The organism is Streptomyces sp. NPDC043896 (assembly GCF_056435605.1).
Genome location: NZ_JBWKEE010000006.1, coordinates 231,307 through 252,462 on the forward strand (window position 1 = coordinate 231,307; position 21,156 = coordinate 252,462).

The 21,156-nt window shown below is 72.4% G+C and carries 17 protein-coding genes and 1 tRNA gene; 8 read left to right on the forward strand and 10 right to left on the reverse strand.

Annotation, left to right across the window (positions count from 1 at the left end):
* Positions 1–74: 74 nt before the first annotated feature.
* From pth to AC069X_RS11260, 6 genes are all read right to left on the reverse strand, one after another.
* Positions 75–665, reverse strand: coding sequence for an aminoacyl-tRNA hydrolase (gene pth / locus AC069X_RS11235; protein WP_385764758.1), 591 nt, complete (start codon positions 663–665; stop codon positions 75–77).
* 111 nt (positions 666–776) lie between these two features.
* Positions 777–1,361, reverse strand: coding sequence for a 50S ribosomal protein L25/general stress protein Ctc (locus AC069X_RS11240; RefSeq protein ID WP_478727373.1), 585 nt, complete (start codon positions 1,359–1,361; stop codon positions 777–779).
* A 210-nt stretch (positions 1,362–1,571) separates the two neighbouring features.
* Entirely contained in the window at positions 1,572–2,549 is a 978-nt protein-coding gene (locus tag AC069X_RS11245; RefSeq protein ID WP_478727375.1) for a ribose-phosphate diphosphokinase, read from the reverse strand.
* A 133-nt stretch (positions 2,550–2,682) separates the two neighbouring features.
* A complete protein-coding gene (glmU, locus tag AC069X_RS11250; RefSeq protein ID WP_478727377.1) occupies positions 2,683–4,131 on the reverse strand; it encodes a bifunctional UDP-N-acetylglucosamine diphosphorylase/glucosamine-1-phosphate N-acetyltransferase GlmU in 1,449 nt (482 codons plus the stop codon).
* A gap of 109 nt (positions 4,132–4,240) precedes the next feature.
* Positions 4,241–4,317, reverse strand: a tRNA-Gln gene (locus tag AC069X_RS11255).
* A gap of 15 nt (positions 4,318–4,332) precedes the next feature.
* The gene (locus AC069X_RS11260; RefSeq protein ID WP_478727379.1) at positions 4,333–5,226 is read right to left on the reverse strand and encodes a hypothetical protein; all 894 of its coding nucleotides are present in this window, start codon (positions 5,224–5,226) and stop codon (positions 4,333–4,335) included.
* A 131-nt stretch (positions 5,227–5,357) separates the two neighbouring features.
* On the opposite strand from AC069X_RS11260, the gene AC069X_RS11265 reads away from it, so the two are divergent.
* The gene (locus AC069X_RS11265) at positions 5,358–6,611 is read left to right on the forward strand and encodes a sensor histidine kinase (protein ID WP_478727381.1); all 1,254 of its coding nucleotides are present in this window, start codon (positions 5,358–5,360) and stop codon (positions 6,609–6,611) included.
* 62 nt (positions 6,612–6,673) lie between these two features.
* Here AC069X_RS11265 and AC069X_RS11270 read toward each other — a convergent pair whose 3' ends face one another.
* A complete protein-coding gene (locus AC069X_RS11270; protein WP_478727383.1) occupies positions 6,674–7,183 on the reverse strand; it encodes an SUKH-3 domain-containing protein in 510 nt (169 codons plus the stop codon).
* 5 nt (positions 7,184–7,188) lie between these two features.
* Complete coding sequence (locus AC069X_RS11275) at positions 7,189–7,752, reverse strand: YwqJ-related putative deaminase (RefSeq protein ID WP_478727385.1); 564 nt, start codon at positions 7,750–7,752, stop codon at positions 7,189–7,191.
* A 228-nt stretch (positions 7,753–7,980) separates the two neighbouring features.
* Between AC069X_RS11275 and AC069X_RS11280 the strand changes: the two genes are divergently transcribed.
* From AC069X_RS11280 to AC069X_RS11300, 5 genes are all read left to right on the forward strand, one after another.
* The gene (locus tag AC069X_RS11280) at positions 7,981–8,976 is read left to right on the forward strand and encodes an SMI1/KNR4 family protein (protein WP_478727387.1); all 996 of its coding nucleotides are present in this window, start codon (positions 7,981–7,983) and stop codon (positions 8,974–8,976) included.
* A gap of 7 nt (positions 8,977–8,983) precedes the next feature.
* Entirely contained in the window at positions 8,984–11,626 is a 2,643-nt protein-coding gene (locus tag AC069X_RS11285) for an SUKH-4 family immunity protein (RefSeq protein ID WP_478727389.1), read from the forward strand.
* Positions 11,627–11,751: 125 nt separating this feature from the next.
* Positions 11,752–12,624, forward strand: coding sequence for a DivIVA domain-containing protein (locus AC069X_RS11290; RefSeq protein ID WP_478727391.1), 873 nt, complete (start codon positions 11,752–11,754; stop codon positions 12,622–12,624).
* Between the two features lie 552 nt (positions 12,625–13,176).
* Positions 13,177–13,785 (forward strand): DUF7691 family protein, encoded by a 609-nt coding sequence (locus AC069X_RS11295; protein WP_478727393.1) that lies wholly within the window; start codon positions 13,177–13,179, stop codon positions 13,783–13,785.
* Between the two features lie 270 nt (positions 13,786–14,055).
* The gene (locus AC069X_RS11300; protein WP_478727395.1) at positions 14,056–14,544 is read left to right on the forward strand and encodes a hypothetical protein; all 489 of its coding nucleotides are present in this window, start codon (positions 14,056–14,058) and stop codon (positions 14,542–14,544) included.
* 97 nt (positions 14,545–14,641) lie between these two features.
* Here AC069X_RS11300 and AC069X_RS11305 read toward each other — a convergent pair whose 3' ends face one another.
* Positions 14,642–15,502, reverse strand: coding sequence for a hypothetical protein (locus AC069X_RS11305; RefSeq protein WP_478727397.1), 861 nt, complete (start codon positions 15,500–15,502; stop codon positions 14,642–14,644).
* Positions 15,503–15,595: 93 nt separating this feature from the next.
* Positions 15,596–17,407 carry an MDR family MFS transporter gene (locus AC069X_RS11310; protein WP_478727399.1) on the reverse strand — a complete coding sequence of 604 codons (1,812 nt, stop codon included), beginning with the start codon at positions 17,405–17,407 and terminating at the stop codon, positions 15,596–15,598.
* Positions 17,408–17,793: 386 nt separating this feature from the next.
* Here AC069X_RS11310 and AC069X_RS11315 point away from each other — a divergent pair, with 386 nt between their 5' ends.
* Both AC069X_RS11315 and AC069X_RS11320 read left to right on the forward strand, forming a co-directional pair.
* A complete protein-coding gene (locus AC069X_RS11315; RefSeq protein ID WP_478727401.1) occupies positions 17,794–18,570 on the forward strand; it encodes an ABC transporter ATP-binding protein in 777 nt (258 codons plus the stop codon).
* The gene (locus AC069X_RS11320) at positions 18,567–21,140 is read left to right on the forward strand and encodes an ABC transporter permease (RefSeq protein ID WP_478727403.1); all 2,574 of its coding nucleotides are present in this window, start codon (positions 18,567–18,569) and stop codon (positions 21,138–21,140) included. The genes AC069X_RS11315 and AC069X_RS11320 overlap by 4 nt, the downstream gene beginning before the upstream one ends.
* Positions 21,141–21,156 lie beyond the last annotated feature (16 nt).

Genomic DNA, 21,156 nt, shown 5'->3' on the forward strand with positions numbered 1-21,156 from the left:
GTACAAGCGGCGGGTTGAACACCGTACAAGCGGCGCTCAGGCGCTGCCAGGACAGGCCACAGCAGTCAGGGCAGTCAGGAGTTGTACGCCGACTGCGCGCGCTCCAGACCCTCCTGGACCAGGCACTCCACCGCGTCCGCCGACCGGTCCACGAACCAGTCCAGCTCCTTGCGCTCCGTCGACGAGAAGTCCTTCAGCACGAAGTCCGCCACCTGCATCCGCCCCGGCGGACGACCGATGCCGCACCGCACCCGGTGGTAGTCCGCACCCATCGACTTCGTCATGGACTTCAGCCCGTTGTGGCCGTTGTCACCACCGCCCAGCTTCAGCCGCAGCGTCGCGTAGTCGATGTCCAGCTCGTCGTGCACGGCGACGATCCGCTCCACCGGAACTTTGTAAAAGTCCCGCAGCGCCGTCACCGGACCACCCGACAGGTTCATGAACGACATCGGCTTCGCGATCACCACGCGCCGGTTCAGCGGCCCCGGCGGACCCATCCGCCCCTCGACCACCTGCGCCCGCGCCTTGTGCGCCTTGAACTTCCCGCCGATCCGCTCCGCCAGCAGGTCGGCCACCATGAAACCGATGTTGTGGCGGTTCCCGGCGTACTCCGCCCCCGGGTTACCGAGACCGACGATCAGCCACGGCGCCGCGTCGTCCGACATCAAAAGCTCCTTAAACCCGTGAACAAGCCCGTGAACGAGAACGACCGCCGTCCCGCTCCAGTGGAGCCGGACGGCGGTCGGTCAGCAACTGCTGAGGGGGTGAGGCGAGGCTCAGGCCTCTTCGCCCTCGGCGGCCTCGGCGGCCGGCTCCTCGGCCTGCGGGGCGACGACCTGCAGGACGGCGGTCTCACCGTCGACGGCCAGCGTGGTGCCGGCCGGCAGGACCAGGTCCTTGGCGTGGATCGAGGCACCGGCCTCGAGGCCCTCGATGGAGACCTTGACCTCGGTCGGGATGTGCGTGGCCTCGGCCTCGACGGAGACCGTCGCGAGCAGGGTCTCCAGCAGGTTGCCACCGGCGGCCAGGTCGCCCTCGGTCACGACCGGAACCTCGACCGTGACCTTCTCGCCCTTCTGGACGATCAGGAAGTCGACGTGCAGGATGTCGCGGCGCAGCGGGTGACGCTGGACGGCCTTCGGGATGACCAGCTCGGTGCCGTCACCCGCGATGTCCAGGGAGAGCAGCGCGTTCGGGGTCTTCAGCGCCATCATCAGCGCGTGGGACTCGACACCCACGTGCTTCGGGGCGGTGCCGTGACCGTAGATGACACCCGGGGTCAGGGCGTCACGACGGGACTGGCGGGCAGAGCCCTTGCCGAAAGAGTCGCGGAGCTTCGCGGAAAGCTTGATCTCGGACATGTTCACTCCTCGTGGGGTGACGAAACGGACAGAGGTCACCCGGCCTGAACGGCCTGCTACGAAGAGCGCGTCGATAACGGAGCACCCGCACCCGAAACAGGTACGGCCTCCCTCGCCGAGCAACTCAACGAGTGTACCCGGCGGGGAGGCCGCGCCCAAAAGGATCTCACCCAGGCCCGCAAGGGCCGTACGGGTCAGACGACCAGACGACTACTGCTGCTCCTCGAAGAGGCTCGTCACCGAACCGTCCTCGAAGACCTCACGCACCGCGCGCGCGATCATCGGCGCGATCGACAGGACCGTGATCTTGTCGAGCTCCAGGTCGGACGGGTCCGGCAGGGTGTTCGTGAAGATGAACTCGCTGACCTTCGAGTTCTTCAGACGGTCGGCGGCCGGTCCCGACAGGATGCCGTGCGTGGCCGTCACGATGACGTCCTCCGCGCCGTGCGCGAACAGCGCCTCGGCGGCGGCGCAGATCGTGCCACCCGTGTCGATCATGTCGTCGACCAGGACGCAGACGCGGCCCTTGACCTCACCCACGACCTCGTGGACCGTCACCTGGTTGGCGACGTCCTTGTCACGGCGCTTGTGCACGATCGCCAGCGGCGCGTCCAGACGGTCGCACCAGCGGTCGGCCACGCGGACACGGCCGGCGTCCGGGGAGACGACCGTCAGCTTGGTGCGGTCCACCTTCGCGCCCACGTAGTCCGCGAGGACGTTCAGCGCCGACAGGTGGTCCACCGGGCCGTCGAAGAAGCCCTGGATCTGGTCCGTGTGCAGGTCGACCGTCAGGATGCGGTCCGCACCCGCGGTCTTCAGCAGGTCCGCGACCAGGCGCGCCGAGATCGGCTCCCGGCCCTTGTGCTTCTTGTCCTGACGGGCGTACCCGTAGGACGGGATGATCACGGTGATGGAGCGGGCCGACGCGCGCTTCAACGCGTCGATCATGATCAGCTGCTCCATGATCCACTTGTTGATCGGAGCCGTGTGGCTCTGGATCAGGAAGCAGTCCGCGCCACGAGCCGACTCCTGGAAGCGGACGTAGATCTCACCGTTCGCGAAGTCGAAAGCCTTGGTCGGCACGAGACCGACACCGAGCTGGTGCGCGACCTCCTCGGCCAGCTCGGGGTGGGCGCGGCCGGAGAAGAGCATCAGCTTCTTCTCGCCGGTCGTCTTGATCCCGGTCACAGCACTGTCTCCTCAGACGTGTGAAAGCTGCTCGCCCCCATGTGCGTCCGTCCCGCACACGGTGAGCCAGCCGAATTGCGTGCACCTATCACGGTACGCCGTCTCCGGCGTACCTGTTTCCGGTCAGTTCACCTCAATGGCTGCCGGAGTCCTTCTCCGCCGACGACTGCGCGGCCGTCGCCGCCGCACTGCCGGGACGCTTACGGGCCACCCAGCCCTCGATATTCCGCTGCTGGCCACGGGCCACGGCCAGCGCGCCGGGCGGCACATCCTTCGTGATCACCGAGCCGGCCGCCGTGTAGGCACCGTCCCCGATGGTGACGGGAGCCACAAACATGTTGTCCGAACCCGTCTTGCAGTGTGAGCCAACCGTGGTGTGGTGCTTGTGCTCACCGTCGTAGTTCACGAACACGCTCGCCGCGCCGATGTTCGTGTACTCGCCGATCGTCGCGTCACCCACGTACGAAAGGTGCGGCACCTTCGTGCCCTCACCGATCGTCGCGTTCTTCATCTCGACGTACGTACCGGCCTTCGCCTTCACACCCAGGTCCGTACCCGGACGCAGGTACGCGAACGGACCGACCGTCGCCTGGTCGCCGATCACCGCACCGTCCGCCACCGTGTTGTCCACCCGCGCACCCGCGCCCACACGCGTGTCCTTCAGCCGCGTGTTCGGACCGACCTCGGCCCCCTCGCCCACGTGCGTGGCACCCAGCAGCTGCGTACCCGGGTGGATCAGGGCGTCCTGCCCGAAGCTCACCGTCACGTCCACGAACACGCTCGCCGGGTCCACCACCGTCACACCCGCCAGCATCGCCCGCTCCAGCAGGCGCGCGTTCAGCAGCGCCCGCGCCTCCGCCAGCTGCACCCGGTTGTTGATCCCGAGGATCTGCCGGTGGTCACTGCCGACCGCCGCGCCGACGCGGTGCCCCGCCTCGCGCAGGATGCCGAGCACGTCGGTGAGGTACTCCTCGCCCTGGCTGTTGTCCGTACGCACCTTGCCGAGCGCGTCCGCGAGGAGCGCCCCGTCGAAGGCGAACACCCCGGAGTTGATCTCCCGGATCGCGCGCTGCGCCTCGGTGGCGTCCTTGTGCTCGACGATCGCGGTCACGGCGCCGGTGGCCGGATCGCGGACGATGCGGCCGTAGCCGGTGGAGTCGGGGACCTCGGCGGTGAGCACGGTGACGGCGTTGCCGTCGGCCTCGTGCGTGGCCGCGAGGGCGCGCAGGGTCTCGCCGGTGAGCAGGGGGGTGTCGCCGCAGACGACGATGACGGTCCCGTCGACCGTTCCGCCGAGCTCTTCGAGGGCCATGCGGACGGCGTGGCCGGTGCCGTTCTGCTCGTACTGGACGGCGGTGCGGACGCCGGCGTCGGCGTCGGCCAGGTGCGCGGTGACCTGCTCGCGAGCGTGGCCGACGACGACCACGAGGTGGGTCGGGTCCAGCTCGCGGGAGGCCGCGACCACGTGACCGACGAGCGAGCGCCCGGCGATCTCGTGCAGAACCTTGGGTGTGGCCGACTTCATGCGGGTGCCCTCACCCGCTGCGAGTACGACGACGGCTGCCGGGCGGGTTGCGCTCACGGGTGGGCCCTTCGGCTTCGGGGGTGGACCCGTGAAGGATAGCGGGGGGTCACGGCCCGGAAACGAGGCCGGGTCCCGACCGACGTGGTCAGGACCCGAACTGGCGAAGCTCCCGGGGCAGGAGTCGAACCTGCGTCGTACCCACATTCAAAGTGTGGTCGCCCCTGCCGACAGAGCAACCCGGGATCGCGCGCCGCCAGCCTACGCGTTTCTCCTGTCCGCCTCCACCGTCATGCGTGACCACCACCCCTCGATCCGTCGGTAGAGCTCGGCGCTGTCCCGTACGCCGATCACCAGGCAACCCCGGTAGCCGTCACCCACGTTCTTTCGGACGGTCTTCGGGTTGTGCTTCTTCAGCGTCGTCCTCTGCAGGCGCGAATGATCCACTCTTGCCTGGTCAGCCCAGTAGTGCTCGGCTGCCACGACGTCTGCCGACTCGTGGATCATCACGCGGTACTGGAGGCGCTCCGGCTCGACGCCGAGCAGGTGCAGCCAGGCGAGGTAGAGCTGAATCATCCCGGCGTCGCTGTTGACGAAGATCACTCGCTCGCGCCGGGCGTACGACTTGCTCTTCTGCCCCTCGGCCCAATACAGGCCGACACCTACGAGGAAGAGCTCCCGGTCCGACATCTGTCCGACCTCGTCGGCCGCCGTCTCCTTGGTCTTCTGCCGTCTCTCTTCGCGCCGTTCGAGTGTCCTTTCCCACCCGCGTCGGGAGATGGCCGATGCCTCCTCGGGCGTGCGGCTCCGGTCCGGTTTGGGGAGGTCGCGGACCCAGAGGGAGATGGAGCTCTTCGAGCAGCCGAGTTCCAGCTGGATCTCGTCGTACGTCATGCCCCGGAGGCGGAGCTCGCGGGCCTTCGCCCGGAGGTCGTCCTTGGCGCGCGGGCGCTTCGTCCATTCGGGTGGGGGCTCGCCTTTGACCAGGGCGTTGAGGATGTTGTTGTTGTGGACGCCGAGGCGGTCGCGGATCTGGCGGAGGCTGAGGCCCTCGCGCCGGAGGGCGGTGGCCTGCTCCCGGAGGGATTCGAAGGTCGCGGTTCCGGTGCGGAGTCCGCCGGTGCCGTCGCCGGGGCGACGTCGGGTTTCTGTCATGACGCCAGAGTCGTCCGGAATGTGGGATTCAGGTCTCGGATCGCGAGTGATTCAGTCGTACGTGCGATTACCTCCGGTTTGCTGGAATTTCGTTCGGTGGCGTGCTGGGCCCGCTGCGTACGCTGGACGGCATGACCAGTACGGGGGATGGGCGCGAGGGGACGGGCCGGGACGGGCCCTGGTGGTGGGAGCGGCGGCGGGCGGCGGTGCTCGACGTGGGGCTGGGGGTGGCGTCGGCCGTCGAGTGTGCCTTCGAGGGGGTGCCGACGGCCCGCGAGGCCGGGGTGCCGGTGTGGGCCGGGGTGCTGTTCGGGGTCCTGGCGGGGTCCGTGCTGGTGCTGCGCCGGCGGTGGCCGGTGGCGGTGGTGCTGGTCGGGATCGCCGTCACGCCGGCCACGATGGGCTTCCTGCTGGGTGTGGTGGGGCTGTACACGCTGGCGGCGTGCGAGGTGCCGCGGCGGATCCTGGCGACGCTGGCCGTGATGTCGCTGGCCGGGACGTTCGTGGTGACGTACGTGCAGACCCGCGGGGACGTGGAGGCCGACGGCACGCTCGTGATCGTGCTGTCCGTGTTCATGGCGGTGGCGCTGACCGTGCCGCCGGTCCTGCTCGGGCTGTACGTGGGGGCGCGGCGGCGGCTGATGGAGAGCCTGCAGGAGCGGGCGGACTCGCTGGAGCGGGAGCTGTCGCTGCTGGCGGACCGGGCGGAGGAGCGGGCGGAGTGGGCCCGTCAGGAGGAGCGGACGCGGATCGCGCGGGAGATGCACGACGTGGTGGCGCACCGGGTGTCGCTGATGGTGGTGCACGCGGCGGCGTTGCAGGCGGTGGCGGCGAAGGATCCGGTCAAGGCGGTGCGGAACGCGGCGCTGGTGGGTGACATGGGGCGCCAGGCGTTGACGGAGTTGCGGGAGATGCTGGGGGTGCTGCGGGCTCCGGGGAAGCAGCCGGTCGCCGAGGCGCGGCCGGTGGCGCTGGTGGCGGGGCCGGAGGAGGGGCCTTCGCTGGGGGAGCTGGAGGCGCTGGTGGGGCAGTCGCGGGCGGCGGGGATGGTCGTGGAGATGCTGGTGCAGGGTGAGGGCGGCGGGTATCCGGCCGAGGTGGAGCAGACGGCGTACCGGGTGGTGCAGGAGGCGCTGACCAACTGCCACAAGCACGCTCCGGGCGCGCGGGTCGTCGTACGGCTGGCGCACCGGGAGGGGGAGGTGGCCATGCAGGTGGAGAACGGGCCGTGCGAGGGGGAGGCGCGGGGGGCGGATCTGCCCAGTGGGGGGAACGGGCTGGTGGGGATGCGGGAGCGGGTGCTGGGGCTGGGCGGGGTGTTCGTGTCCGGTCCGACGGACGCGGGTGGGTTCAGGGTGTCGGCGGTGCTGCCGGCCGTGCGGTAGCCGTGCCGGCGGCGGGGTGCCGGCCCGGGGTGGGGAGGGCCGGCGGGCGGGGTGGCCGGGGGTCAGCCCGTGGTGAGGCGGGCGGGCTGGAGGCCGGTGAGGAGGAGGGTGAGGGCTTCGTCGAGTCCGGCGCCGAGGTACCAGTCGCCGGTGTGGTCGACGAGGTAGACGCGGCCTTCGCGGTCGATGGCGAGGTGGGAGCCGCCGTCGGTGCCGGCGCCGAGCGGGCAGAGCTGGGTGGACAGGGCCCGTCCGAGGTCGGCGAAGGTGCGGGCGAGGTGGAGGCCGGTGAGCGGGTCGACGCGGACGGCGGTGGGGGCTATCTGGCGGCCGGGGCCCGGGGCGGTGAGGGTGAGGCCGCCGAATTCGGCCCAGGCCTCGACGGCGGCGGGGAAGACGGTGTGCCGGTGGCCTGCGGGGGTGGTGTGGTCGCGGAGGGCGTCGGCCCAGTATTCGGCCTGCTTGATGTCCCAGCGGCCGGGTTCCCATCCGGCGGTGCGCAGGGCGGAGTCCACGGGGCCGGGGAAGCGGGTGGCCGAGGAGCGGTCGTAGGAGGCGGAGGACGCGGTCATGGCGGCTACTCGGGGTGGGTGAGGTCGACGGGGCGTACGCCGAAGTGGTTGAGGAGGGCGTCGCAGGAGCGGCAGGGCGGTGCGTAGGTGCCGTGGAGGGGGTCGCCGTCCTCGCGGATGCGGCGGGCGGTTATGCGGGCGTGCTTGAGGGAGCGGCGGGCTTCGCTCGCGGAGAGGGGTTTGCGGGAGGCGCGCTTGCTGCGGGCGCCTTCGACGGCGGTGAGGTGGCGGGAGAGCAGGATGGCTTCGGGGCATCGGCCGGTGAAGCGTTCCCGCTGGCCGCTGGTGAGGGTGTCGAGGAAGTCCTGGACGAGGGGGTGCAGGGCGGGCGGCTGGTCGCCCTTGCCGGCGGTGCCGGTGAGGGTTTCGCCGCGGACGGAGAGGGCGGCGGCGACGGTGGGGAGGATGCCGTCGCGGCGGAACCGGAGCACGGGTGTGGTGTGGGCGGTTCCGGTGCTGCTCCAGCGCAGGCGGGGATCGCCGGCGGGGCCGGCCGCGGCGGGTTGCTGCCGGCTCGTGCCGGGTGCCGCGTTTTGTGTGGCCGCTGTGTGTGTGGTCGCGGTCTGCATGGTTGCTCTTCCCTCCCGTGGCGGCGGTGGTGGTCGCTGTCGCGCACGCCCCCGTGCTGCGGGACAGCCTGTCAAATGTCACCTGTCGTGTGGAAGCGGGGTCGAATATTCGTATCAATTCGGATGTTCCCGCCCCGTCGGCGCGTGCGGGGGTCGGGGGCGGCCGGGGGTCTTGCCGGAGCACATAGGCTGTGGTGAACCAGCCAGATCCAGCAGGGGGCTACCGCCATGACGACAGGTCGGCTCGGGCACCAGGCCGCGCCACCCAACGCCGCGTACTCGGGGCAGGTCGTGCACTTCCCGGACCCCGTCCGGGCCGCGCGGCATCCCCACGGGGTGCGGATGGACGGCAACGGCCATCCCGACTTCTCGCGCTACGCGCGCGCGGCCGTGGAGATCGCCGAGCCGCCGGAGGGCTTCGGCGTGGACGAGCTGCGGCTGACGGACTTCGTGTCCGCGAACGCGGCGATGCGCGCGGCGGGCCACCCGCTGTGGGACACCGTGGGCCCGGTGGCGACCCCGCACGGCTGGACGTGGCACCACGTGGCCGGATCGCGGCGGATGGAGCTCGTCCCGGTCGAGGTGAAGGCGCTGCTGCGGCACCACGCGGGTCTGGCGACCGCTCCGGTGGACCACGACAAGCGCGGTGCGCGGCCGCTGCAGGAGGCGCGTCCGGCGCACCTGGGGCTGCCGAAGGGTCCGGTGGCGGTGTCGGAGCTCCAGGTGCAGGGGGTCGAGGAGGACCTCGGCTACCGGCTTCCGGAGGCGTACCGCTCGTTCCTGAAGGCGGCCGGCGGCTGTGCCCCGGTGGGTGCGGGGCTGCTGGTGGAGCTGGGGCTGCTGGTGGACCAGCCGTTCTTCACGGTGCGTGAGGAGGCGGCGGTCAACGACCTCGTGTACGTCAACAAGTGCCTTCGGGACCACTTGACGAAGGACTACCTGTGCGTGGGCTTCGTGCAGGGCGGGCTGCTCGCGGTGAAGGTGAAGGGCGAGGGCGTGGGCTCCGTCTGGTTCTCCCCGTACGACGACGCGCGTGACCGGGACGGCTGGTCGGTGCAGGAGCGGGTGGAGCGTCTGTTGCTGCCGTGCGGTGCCGATTTCGATGCCTTCCTGGAGCGTTTGGCGGGTAATCCGCCGGAGCTGGAGACGGTGGCCGGTCTGATGGTGGACGGCGGATTCGCGCGTTCGGTTGCAGTGTCCGGCGCCGGCATGGGTGAGGGGTGAGGGCGTCGTGGTGACGTTCGCGCAGGCGCAGGAGCGCGCCGAGGAGTGGATCAACGGGGACGTGCCCGCGTACCAGCATCGTGAGGTGCGCGTACGGGAGTTCGGGCTCGGGTTCGTGGTGTGGGCCGAGGACCGGGCGGCCGGTCCGGTGTCCGGCGGTGGGCGGCAGCGGCTGGTCATCGCGCGGGACAGCGGTGAGGTGACGCTGTGGCCGGGGCTGCCGGTGGGCGAGGTGATCCGGCGGTACGAGGAGGAGTACGGGGCGGCTGCCGCGCCGGTGGCTTCGGAGGCTTCGGTTCCGCCGCCGCGGATCGATTCGGAGCAGACGTCGTTCATGCTGACGCCGCCGCAGTGGCTGCAGGAGGCGGCGGACCGGGCGGGGATTCCGCCGGCGGGGTCTTCCGGGTCTTCGGGGTCTTCCGGGTCTTCGGGGTCCTCCGGGTCTTCGGGGTCTTCGGGTGGGGCGTCGGGTGGTGCGGGTTCCGCTGGTGCCGGTGCTTCCGGTGCGGGTGCTTCCGGTTCCGGTTCCGGCTCCGGTGCCGGAGGTGCGGGTGTGGAGGATGCCGTTCCGTTGAGGCGCGGGGGCGAGGTGCCCTACGAGCCGACCGCGAACGACGGGGTGCCCGTCGGGTCCACGCCGTGGGCCGGTACCGATGTGAACTCCGGCGCCGACGACGGGTCGGTGCCGCTGCCCGCCACGGTGTTCGCGCCGCCGCTGTCCGGCTCCGACCTGGAGGACGCGCCCTCCGGCTCCGGGGTGGGCTCGGAGGCCAAGACCACGCTGATGGCGGGTGGCAGCCAGCTGCCGAAGACGACCGTGGCCCCGGCGCTGGTGGTTCCGCCGGACGCCGCGGCCATCGCCGACGCGCCGACGAGCCGGGCCCGGGTCTCCCCGGCCGGCGGGGTCGCGCAGCCGGGTCAGCCGCCGCAGGCTCCTCCGCCTCCGCACGTACCGCCGGCGCCGCCGGCGGGTGCTCCGGGTACGCCGGGTGCTCCGGGTGCTCCCGGTGCTCCTGGGGCGCCGGGTGGCGGGGCGCAGTACGCCGCCACGATGCTCGCGGCGCCGGGCGGGCCGCCGACGCCTCCGGGTCCGCCGGGTACGCCGCCCGCGCCTCCTGGTCCGCCGGGGGCTCCCGGTGCGTCCGGTTCGCTGGGCGGGGGCCTGGACCACGCCGCGACGATGCTGGCCGGTCCGGCCGTCGTGCAGCCGCCCGCGCCTCCCGGTCCGCCGGGTACGCCGGGTACGCCCACGCCCCCGCCCGGTGCTCCTGCGGCGCCCGGTGCCCCGGGTGCGCCCGGAGCCGGTGCGCACCATGCCGCGACCATGCTCGCGGGGCCGGGTGCGGTGCCGCCGCCCGGGCCGCCCGGGCCGCCCGCCCCTCCCGGTGCGCCCGGTGCGCCCGGTGCCGCGTCCGGTTCGCTGGGCGGGGGCCTGGACCACGCCGCGACGATGCTGGCCGGTCCTGCCGTCGTACAGCCGCCCAGGCCTCCCGGCGCGCCTGGGGCCCCGGGTGCTCCCGGTGCTCCCGGGGCGCCTGGTGTTCCCGGGGGCGGGGCGCACCACGCCGCGACCATGCTGGCCGGTCCCGGTGTGCCGCAGCCGCCCGGCCCGCCCGGCACGCCTCCCGGCCCGCCGCCCGGTCCGGCGGGGCAGCCGCAGGCTCCGTCCGGCGTGCCCACGGTCGGTCCCGGCTACCAGGCGGTGCTGCGCTACCGCGCGCCCGACGGCTCCGAGCAGCAGCTCATCCGCCGCTCGGCGCCCGGTACCCCGCACCCCGAGTGGCAGATCCTGTACGAGCTGCGGTCGATGAACGTGCCGCCGCAGCAGGTGCTGGAGCTGCACACCGAGCTGGCCTCCTGCGAGCTGCCGGGCGGTTACTGCGCCCGGATGATCCGGGAGACCTGGCCGCAGGTGCGGATCACCAGCGTGGCCCCGTACGGGACCGACCACGCGGGCCGTCAGCAGGGCATGCGTCACCTGCTCACCCATCAGGGTGAGCTGCACCAGGTGGCGGACGGGCCCGCGCGTCCCGCGCCGGTCCGGGCGCCGCTGCCGCAGGTCCCGCTCCAGCCGGCGATCCCGATGGACGCGATCGCGCAGGAGCTGGCGGGGGCCTTCGGGCCGCAGGGCGTGTTCCGTTACGACCAGCGGGCGGTGTCCCGTCAGGGCGTGCCGGAGATCGTGGCGCAGACCCTGATGTGGGCGGGTCTGCCGGTCGACTTCGGCCCGTTCTTCTGGGCGCAGGCGGTGCCGGGTCAGCCGGTGCCGACGCTGGCCGAGCTGGCGGCGCAGCGCGGGGTGCAGCCGGCGTCCGACGCGGGCTCGTACCTGGTGGTGGGCAGCGACTTCGGCAAGGCGCTGTGCGTTCAGTACGGGACCGCGCACATAGTGGCGGTGCCGGTGGAGGCCGGCCCCGGTGGGGCGCCCGTGCCGCCGCAGTTCGTGAATTCGAGCCTGCCGCAGTTCGCGCGGTCGCTGGCGATGCTGGGTCACATGTGGCGGCTGCGCCAGCATCTGACGCCGGAGCAGGCCGGGCGCTGGACCGTCGATTTCCAGGCGAATCTGGCGGGGCTCGACAGTGCGGCGCTGGCCTCGCCGGAGAGCTGGTGGTCGGTGCTGCTGGAGCAGATGTGGGACGGACTGCTCTGACCGGATGAACGCAGGCGTGGCCGGGCCGGGTCTCCTCGTGTGGGGGACCCGGCCCGGCCATTCCGGCTTCTGCGAGCAAATGACGCATCCTTGACAGCAATCCCCGCGAGAGAGGCGCTCCCAGGATGACTTCACCCTTTGCGACCGTGCGCGGCCGCGGCTACCGGATGGACGAGGTCGACCGGTATCTCGCGCGGTTGTCAGGCAGTCGGGACGAGGCGTGGGAGCGGGTGGCGCGGCTGACGGTGCTGGCCCGTCAGATGGAGGCGGAGGCCGAGCGGTTGCGGGCGGCCGTCGCCGCGCTGGCACCGCAGACGTACGACGAGCTGAGCGAGCGCGCGCGGCGGATCCTGCTGCTGGCGCAGGAGGAGGCCGAGGTCCTGCGGGAGGACGCGCGGGCGGACGCGGCGGAGGCGGCGGGCGCGGCCGAGGCGCACGCCGACCGGGTGGCGGAACTGGCGCGGCACGACGCGGAGGCGGTGCGGGAGCAGACCGAGGTGCGGGCGCGGCAGGGACTGCTGCGGGCGCAGCGGGAGGCGGACGCGCTGCGGTCGGAGGCGCGGGAGGACGCGGCGGGGTGGCGGGCCGAGGCGCAGGCGTCGCTGACGGAGACGGCGCGCCGGGCGCAGGCGCTGCTCGCGGAGCGCGAGCAGGAGCAGGTGGAGCGGTGGGACGCGGCCGGGCGTGAGCTGGCGGCGCGGGCGGAGGAACAGGACGCGCGGTACGCGGAGCTGGAGCGGTACGCGGAGGCGCGGCTGGCGGAGGCGCGGCGGGGGTACGCGGAGGCGGAGGAGTCGGCGCGGCACGGCCAGGAGGACGCGGAGGCGCGGGCGGAGGAGCTGGTGGCGCAGGCGCGGGTCCGGGAGGAGCGGACGGCGCGGGAGACGGACCGGATCCTGCGGGAGCACGCGGAGGCGGAGGAGGAGATGCGGGCGCACATGAGCCACGTCCGCTCCAGCCTGGCGGCGCTGACGGGGCGGGCGCCGGCGGAGGGGTAGGCGGTCGCGGTTGCCCTGGCCGGGCGGTTGTTCTGGCGGGGTGGTTGGCCTGGCGGGGCGGTTGCGTTGGCCGGGCGGTTGCCCTGGTGGGGGTGCTGCGGGATGGGGTGCCGGGTTGGCCGGGCGGCGCTGCGGTGGGGTGATCGCCCTGCGGGGCGTCCGCCCGGCTGGGCGGTGCCGCGGTCGGGTGTTTGCCCTGCTGGGCGGTGCTGCGGTCGGGTGTTTGCCCCGCCGGGCGGGGCTGCGGGGGCCGGTGGCGGGGTGGGGTGTCGTCCGGGACGGGCTTCGATGTTCGGCGCCTGTTCCGGGTCCGGTCGCGGAGCGGTGACGGGCGCCGAGTTCATCTCGTTTGGGTCCCGGCCGACACCCCACCCCGCCCCGCCCCCGCCCCCGGCCGGTGCCTCCGGTCTCGCCGACCGCTTCGGCGGAGGTTCCAGGAGTGGCCGGGCGGAGGGCGGGGAGGGGGGAGCGGACCCGTGCGGCGGCCCGCTCGGCCGCAGGCGGCCCCGGTTCGCCAAGGGGCTTGTCAGTAGCCCGCGTTAGCCTCCCGGGATGAGTTCCTCGCTGAGTGTCTACCTGCTCGATCTGAACGCCACCCACGCCCTCGTCGGCTCCCGCGACGACGCCCTCCTCGACGTCATCCGGTACGAGCGCGCCGACGACCTCGCGCACGCCGACGACTGGTTCGACTCCGAGATCGCGAACGGCGCGCCCACCGCGTACGAGGCGCTGCGCGCGGTGGTGCACGGCGGGCCGTTCAGCGAGGACCGGGAGCACGCCTTCCAGTACGCCTACGCCTACAAGCGGCTCTGTGACCTGACCGGGTCGTTCCTGGACAACTCCTCCTTCAGTCCGTACCGGGGGGAGTGGCTGTCCATGGTCGACGCCGGGCTCCGGGCGCTGAACGTGACCGCCGTCTCCGTCGAGGACTTCGACTTCGCGGACCTGCCCGGCGGGCTGCCGCACACGTACACGCCGGGCTGCGGGGAGTGGACGTACGGCCAGTGCGTCAAGGCGCTGGAACAGTACGAGGAGACGAAGCTGCAGGGACGTGCTCCGTTGCTCGAACGGGACGTGGCGGAGGCCGTGGCGGACGTGCTGGGCTGGCTGCGTCAGGTCGAGGTGCGGCCGGGGTTCGGGATCATAGGTTTCCGTTCCTAGCGGTATTGCACGGTGTTCAAGTCGCTGCGGTGTGCCCTGCTGGCGGGGCCGCGCGCCGGTGCGCGAGGTGTCTGGGCGCCGAGAGCCGGAGGGGGGCCGATCTCCTCGCGGGAGCGGGCGGGATGACCGTCCGAGGGGGGCAGGGCGGGTGAACCTCGGGGCGCGCTCCCGATGGTGAAAGGTTTCTGCTCCGCGTCGCGCTTCTACGCTCCCTCCCGGATGCCACCGGACCGGCATCCGCCCGCGGAAGAGAAGAACGGAACCCCCCTCATGCGTCTTCGTACCACCGCCGTAGCCCTCGCCGGAGCCCTCGCCCTCGTCCTGCCGACCGCCGCCACCGCTCTCGCGGACGACGGCGATGCCCTCAGCTACAGCTTCCTCCAGGACGGCGAAAGCAAGACCGGGCAGGTGAGCGACCTGACCGAGGGCACGTGCCACGCCCTGGCCGTGACCGACAAGGCCTCGATCGAGGAGGTCGTCAACGAGACCGACAAGGTGGCCCTGTTCTTCGACAACAGGAACTGCGAGGGCGAGCCGGTCGCGGCCGCGGGCCCGGGTGAGAAGGCGGGTGACCTCCCGGCCGTCGCCGTCGTCTTCGAGGCCGCCGAGAAGGGTCAGCAGGGACGGCCGGAAGAGAAGCGCGAGGAGGCCGCCCAGGCTCCGGTCCAGGCGCCGGCCGAGAGCGACGACAGCGAGGAGACCGAGGAGAGCGAGGAGGAGGCCGACTTCATCGACTCCGCCATCCGCGCGCTGGGCTGATCCTTCCCCTGACGAACGCGGGGTCCGGCGCCCGAGGGTGCCGGGCCCCCGTCATGCCCGGGACCCGTCACGCCCCGTCACGCCACGCCGCGCCCCGTCACGGCGCGTCGGCGGCCGGCTGCGGGTGGGGTGCCGCCGGGGTGCCGACGTAGCGGTACGGGTCGCTCCGTAGCCCGCGCGAGTCGACCACCACGGCGAACGGGGGTTTCGCCGTGGCCGGGAGCGGGGCGGTCAGGGTGCCCGTGGCCGGGTCCTGGGTCACCTCCAGCGGGGTGCCGTCCACCGTCAGGCGGGGCTCGGTGAAGCCGCCGCCCTCGACGGTGAGCCGCCCGTCGGGGGAGACGGTGACACCGGTGATCACCGGGTTGGCGCGGGCGGCCATCTTGTTCACCAGGTACGCCCCCGCCGGAGCCCCGGTCAGTGCCCAGATCTCGGCGGGGAGCCGCGGGAGCCCGCCGCCCACGTCGGAGAGGAAGAACAGGACGACGTAGAGCATGGTGACCGCGCTCAGGGCGACGTACTGGAGGTCCACGAGGTCGGTCCGGCCGCTGTCGTTCGCGATCAGCTCCCGCAGCGGGCGGCGCCCGCCGGGAGTCGGCTTCGGGGCGGGCTTGGCCAGGCTGCCGTGCTCCAGCCGGAACCCGACGACGGCCTTCGCCGCGATCAGCGCCACGTACGGGCCCCCGAGCAGCGGCAGGTAGACGGAGGTCAGCGGCGCCAGCGGGCCCTGGGAGCCGGTGCCGCGGAAGTACCCGATGCCGCCGCCGGCCGTCAGCCCGTACGCGAGGATCGCGAGCAGCAGCCAGACCAGGAGCACCGTCCAGGCCAGGGCGAGGGTGGTGGAGGTGGAGAGCCGGCCGTCGCGGCCGGTGACGAAGCCGGGCCGGCGGCGCAGGCGCAGGACCACGGGTCCGGCGAAGGCGGCCAGTAACGCCAGCGCGAAGAATGCGGATGTCATGCGGTCCCCCCGGAAACGGTCCTGGGCAAGAGGGTCACCCACTGGGCCCGGGCATGACAACCCGTGCCCCCGGCTCCGCCGCCCCGCCCGGCGCTACTCGTGCTCCGGCAGGACCGGGAACCTGCGCGGAGCCACCAGCAGCAGCACCAGCAGCGCCGCCACCCCCGCGGCCGTCGCGCCGAGGAAGATGTGCTCCACCGCGGCCGCCACCGCCCCCCGCAGCTGCTCCGAGGCGGCCGGCGAGAGGCCGGCCGGCTCCGCCAGGGCCCGCGACACGTCGTCGAGCCGCTCCGGCAGCCCCGGCAGCGGCGTCTGCGCCAGCCGGGCGGCGACGGTCGCGTTGGCCACCGCCCCCAGCAGCGCGGCCCCCACGCTCTGCCCGACGGTGCGGCAGAACAGCACCGAGGCCGTCGTGGTCCCCCGCTCGGCCCAGCCCACCGTCGACTGCACCCCGACCACCAGCGGCAGCTGGAAGAGACCGAGGGCGGCGCCCAGCAGCAGCATGACCAGCGCGGGCTGCCACGGCCGCGCCGGGTACGGCAGCAGGGTGAAGGCGAGCAGGATGACCGAGGCCAGCCCCATCCCCAGGGCGGCGGTGTCGCGGAAGCCGATGCGCCGGTACACGTGCTGGCAGAAGGCGGCCGACAGCGGCCAGGTCAGGGTCATCAGGGCGGTCAGCAGCCCGGCGCCGACCGGCCCGAGTCCGAGTACGGACTGGGCGTACGTCGGCATGAACACCATCGGGGCGACCATCAGCAGCCCCAGCGCCCCCATCGCCAGGTTCACGGCGGCGATGGTGCGCCGGCGCCACACCCAGCCGGGGAGGATCGGTTCCTCGGCGCGGCGTTCCACCCGGACCACCACCGCGGCCAGCACCGCGCTCGCGCCCAGCAGGGAAAGCGAGGGCGCCGACAGCCAGGGCCAGGCCACCCCGCCCTGGACGAGCGCGAACAGCAGCAGCCCGCCGCAGGCGAAGACGGCGAGCGCCCCGGCCCAGTCGACCGGGCCCCGGCGCCCGGGGGAGCGTACGGGTTCCGTGAGGTGGCGGGCGGTCAGCCAGAGGGCGAGCCCGGCGAGCGGCACGTTGATCAGAAAGGTCCAGCGCCAGCCCGCGTACCCGGCCAGCACTCCGCCGAGCACCGGGCCGAGCAGGGCGGAGCTCGCCCAGACGGTGGTCATCCTGGCCTGGATGCGGGGGCGGTCGCGCAGCGGGTAGAGGTCGGCGGCCAGGGTCTGGACGGTGCTCTGCAGGGCGCCGCCGCCCAGTCCCTGGACGATCCGGAAGGCGATGAGCGCGGCCATGTTCCACGCGGACGCGCACAGCAGGGAGCCGGCGAGGAACAGGGCGGTGCCGAAGAGCAGGACGGGCTTGCGGCCGAAGGTGTCGCTGAGCTTGCCGTAGAGGGGGAGGGTGACGGTGACGGCGAGGAGGTAGCCGGAGAACAGCCAGGAGAAGACGGAGAACCCGCCGAGGTCGCCGACGATCTGCGGGACGGCGGTGGAGATGATGGTGCTGTCGAGCGCGACCAGGGCCATGCTCAGCATCAGCGAGACCACCACGCGGGTGGGCGGACGCCCGGGTGTGCCTCCGTCGGCGGCGGGGTCGGGCGGCGGGGTCTTCCCGGAGGTCCTCCCGGAGGGTGTTCCCGAGGAGGATCCGGAGGTCCTGCCCGACCTCCTCCCCGAGGAGGATCCCGGGGACGCCCCGGGTTCGGACCTGGGGGGCGACCCGGGGGACGACCCGGGGTCGGATCCGGGGGAGGACCCTGCGGCGGCACGTCCTGCGGAAACCTTTCTTCCGGTGGCTCCATCGGTTCCGGTGAGGTCCGCCGCTCCTTCAGCGGGTGCTTCCGACCCGTTTTCGCCTGATTCCACCGTGTTCCCCTCGTCTGCGGGGAACACCATCTCACCGGGCCGCCGCGGACGGTATCCCCGTCTCACGGGCGCCGCGTCCGCCGGCGCCGGCCGTCGGTGCCCCCTACCCCCGGTCCGCCGAAGGGTGGACAACCCCTAGGGGCGGCTCAGCATTTGGGCCCAGGGGACGTTCGTCCCGGCGGAGGAGGACGGACGGCCCGCGGCGTCCTTAACTGGTTCATACGAGCGGGGCCGCCGGGGGCGGGGTGGGGTTAACCCCCCGGCGGATACGGCGATGAGCACCAGCGCGCCCGGCGCCCCCCGCACCGCAGACTTCGACGGCGACGGTGCACGTACCGGAGCGACCAGCGCGACCGGAGCGACCGGCGCAGACACACATGAACACCAACAGGGGAGACAGCACCGTGACAACGGCGATGACCGAGACCAGGCGCGGGAGCGGCGGAGGACACAACTCCGTCGCGGCCCGGGCGCGCCAGGTCGTCAAGGCCTACGGCTCCGGCGAGACCCGTGTCGTCGCCCTCGACCACGTGGACGTGGACGTCCACCGCGGGCAGTTCACCGCGATCATGGGCCCCTCCGGCTCCGGCAAGTCCACGCTGATGCACTGCCTGGCCGGTCTGGACACGGTGACCAGCGGGCAGATCCACCTGGAGGACACCGAGATCACCGGGCTGAAGGACAAGAAGCTCACGCAGCTGCGCCGGGACAAGATCGGCTTCATCTTCCAGGCGTTCAACCTGCTGCCCACGCTCAACGCCCTGGAGAACATCACCCTCCCCATGGACATCGCGGGCCGCAAGCCCGACCCGCAGTGGCTGGACAGGGTCGTGCAGACGGTGGGCCTCGCGGGCCGGCTCAAGCACCGTCCGACCGAGCTGTCCGGCGGCCAGCAGCAGCGCGTGGCGGTCGCCCGCGCCCTCGCCGCCCGCCCCGCGATCATCTTCGGCGACGAGCCGACCGGAAACCTGGACTCGCGCGCCGGAGCCGAGGTGCTCGGCTTCCTGCGCCAGTCCGTGGACCAGCTGGGCCAGACCATCGTGATGGTCACGCACGACCCGGTCGCCGCCTCCTACGCGGACCGCGTCATCTTCCTCGCCGACGGCCGCATCGTCGACGAGATGTACGGGCCCACGGCCGACCAGGTCCTGGACCGGATGAAGGACTTCGACGCGCGCGGGCGGACCTCGTGACCGTCATGAAGACCGCGCGGCGCAACTTCTTCGCGCACAAGGGCAGGATGGCGCTCTCCGCCGTCGCCGTGCTGCTCTCGGTCGCCTTCGTCTGCGGAACCCTGGTGTTCACGGACACCATGAACACCACTTTCGACAAACTGTTCGCGGTCACCAGCTCCGACGTCACCGTCACCCCCAGGGAAGCCGAGGAGGGCGAGGAGATCTCCAGCCGCGGCAAGCCCCAGGTGCTGCCCGGCTCGGCGGTGGAGAAGGTGCGCGGCGCCCAGGGCGTGAAGTCCGCCGAGGGCGGCGTCGTCTCGATGGCGGTGACGGTCGTCAACTCCAAGAACGAGAACATGGGGTCGACCACCGGAGCCCCGACCATCGCGGGCAACTGGAACGACAACGAGCTCAAGTCGATGAAGATCACCTCCGGTCACGCCCCGCGCGGCCCCACCGAGGTGCTTGTCGACGCCGACACCGCCGACAAGCACCGCCTCAAGCTCGGGGACGAGCTGCGCACCATCGCCGTCACCGGTGACATCCGGGCGAAGATCAGCGGTATCGCCTCCTTCACCGTGACCAACCCGGGCGCGGCCGTCGTCTACTTCGACACCGCCACCTCTCAGGAGAAGCTGCTCGGCGCCGCCGGCACCTTCACCCACATCAGCGTCACCGCCCAGGACGGCGTGAGCCACGAGCAGCTGAAGAAGAACGTGGCGGCCGCGGTCGGCGCGGACACGTACAAGCTGCAGACGGCCAAGGAGGCCACGGCCGCCAACAAGAAGGACATGGGCTTCCTCGACGTCATGAAGTACGTGATGCTCGGGTTCGCCGGCATCGCCTTCCTCGTCGGCATCTTCCTCATCTTCAACACGTTCTCGATGCTGGTCGCCCAGCGCACCCGAGAGATCGGCCTGATGCGCGCCATCGGCTCGGACCGCGGCCAGATCAACCGTTCCGTGCTGCTCGAAGCCCTGCTGCTCGGTGTCGTCGGCTCCGTCGCCGGTGTCGCGGCGGGCGTGGGCCTGGCCGTCGGCCTGATGAAGCTCATGGGCCAGATGGGCATGCAGCTGTCCACCGCCGATCTCACGGTCAAGTGGACGACGCCGGTCGTCGGCCTGGTCCTGGGCACCGTCGTCACCGTCATCGCCGCCTACGTCCCGGCCCGCCGGGCCGGCAAGGTCTCCCCGATGGCCGCCCTGCGCGACGCCGGCACCCCCGGCGACAAGAAGGCCGGTACGGTCCGTGCGGTGCTCGGCCTCGTCCTGACGGGCACCGGCGGCGCGGCCCTCTTCCTCGCCGCGGCCGCCGAGAAGGCCTCGCAGGGCTCGCTGTGGCTGGCCGTCGGGGTGCTGTTCAGCCTCATCGGCTTCGTCGTGATCGGCCCGCTGCTGGCCGGTGTCGTGGTCCGGGCGCTCGCCGCCCCGGTGCTGCGGCCCTTCGGTTCCGTCGGCCGGCTCGCGGAGCGCAACGCGCTGCGCAACCCGCGCCGCACCGGCGCCACGGCCGCCGCGCTGATGATCGGACTGGCGCTCGTCGCCTGCCTGTCGGTGGTCGGCTCTTCCATGGTGGCCTCCGCCACCGACGAACTCGACCGCACGGTCGGCGCCGACTACATCGTCGCCTCGCAGGGCGGGCAGCCGATGATGCCGCAGGCCGAGCAGGCCATGCGGGGCACCAAGGGCCTGGACCACGTCACCGCGTACCGCGAGGTCGAGGCGAAGATCACCGCCCCGGACGGCACCTCCGCCCAGGACCGGCTGAGCGCCACCGACCCGACGTACGCGCAGGACGTGCGCCGCAAGATGAGCGCGGGCCGGCACGAGGACGCGTACGCGGCAGGCTCGATGGCGGTCGGTTCCGAGTACGCCGCGAAGCACGGTGTGAAGGTCGGCGACGAGCTGACGGTCGCGTTCAACGGCGGCAAGAGCGTCAAGCTGAAGGTCGCCGCGATCACCCTGGACGAGGGCAACCTCGACAAGGGCGTGAAGTACATCAGCACCGCGACCGCCGAGGCCAACATCCCGGCCGACCAGCTGGCGCGTCCGTTCATGCTGCTGGCCAAGGCCGAGAAGGGGCAGGCCGACAGCGCCTACACGGCGCTCAAGTCGGCGATGGCCGAGTATCCGCAGTACAAGGTGCTGAACCAGACCGACTACAAGCAGGACCTCAAGGACCAGGTCGGGCAGCTGCTCAACATGGTCTACGGGCTCCTCGCCCTCGCGATCATCGTCGCGGTGCTGGGTGTGGTGAACACCCTGGCCCTTTCGGTGGTCGAGCGGACCCGCGAGATCGGCCTGATGCGCGCCATCGGGCTCTCGCGCCGCCAGCTGCGCCGCATGATCCGTCTGGAGTCGGTGGTCATCGCCCTCTTCGGGGCCCTGCTGGGCCTCGGCCTGGGCATGGGCTGGGGTGCCACCGCTCAGCAGCTCCTCGCCCTCCAGGGGCTGGAGGTGCTGGAGATCCCGTGGCCGACCATCATCGGCGTCTTCGCCGGCTCGGCCCTGGTGGGCCTGTTCGCCGCACTGGTCCCGGCCTTCCGGGCGGGGCGGATGAACGTACTGAACGCGATCGCCGCCGAATAGCGGGGGCGGTCGTACG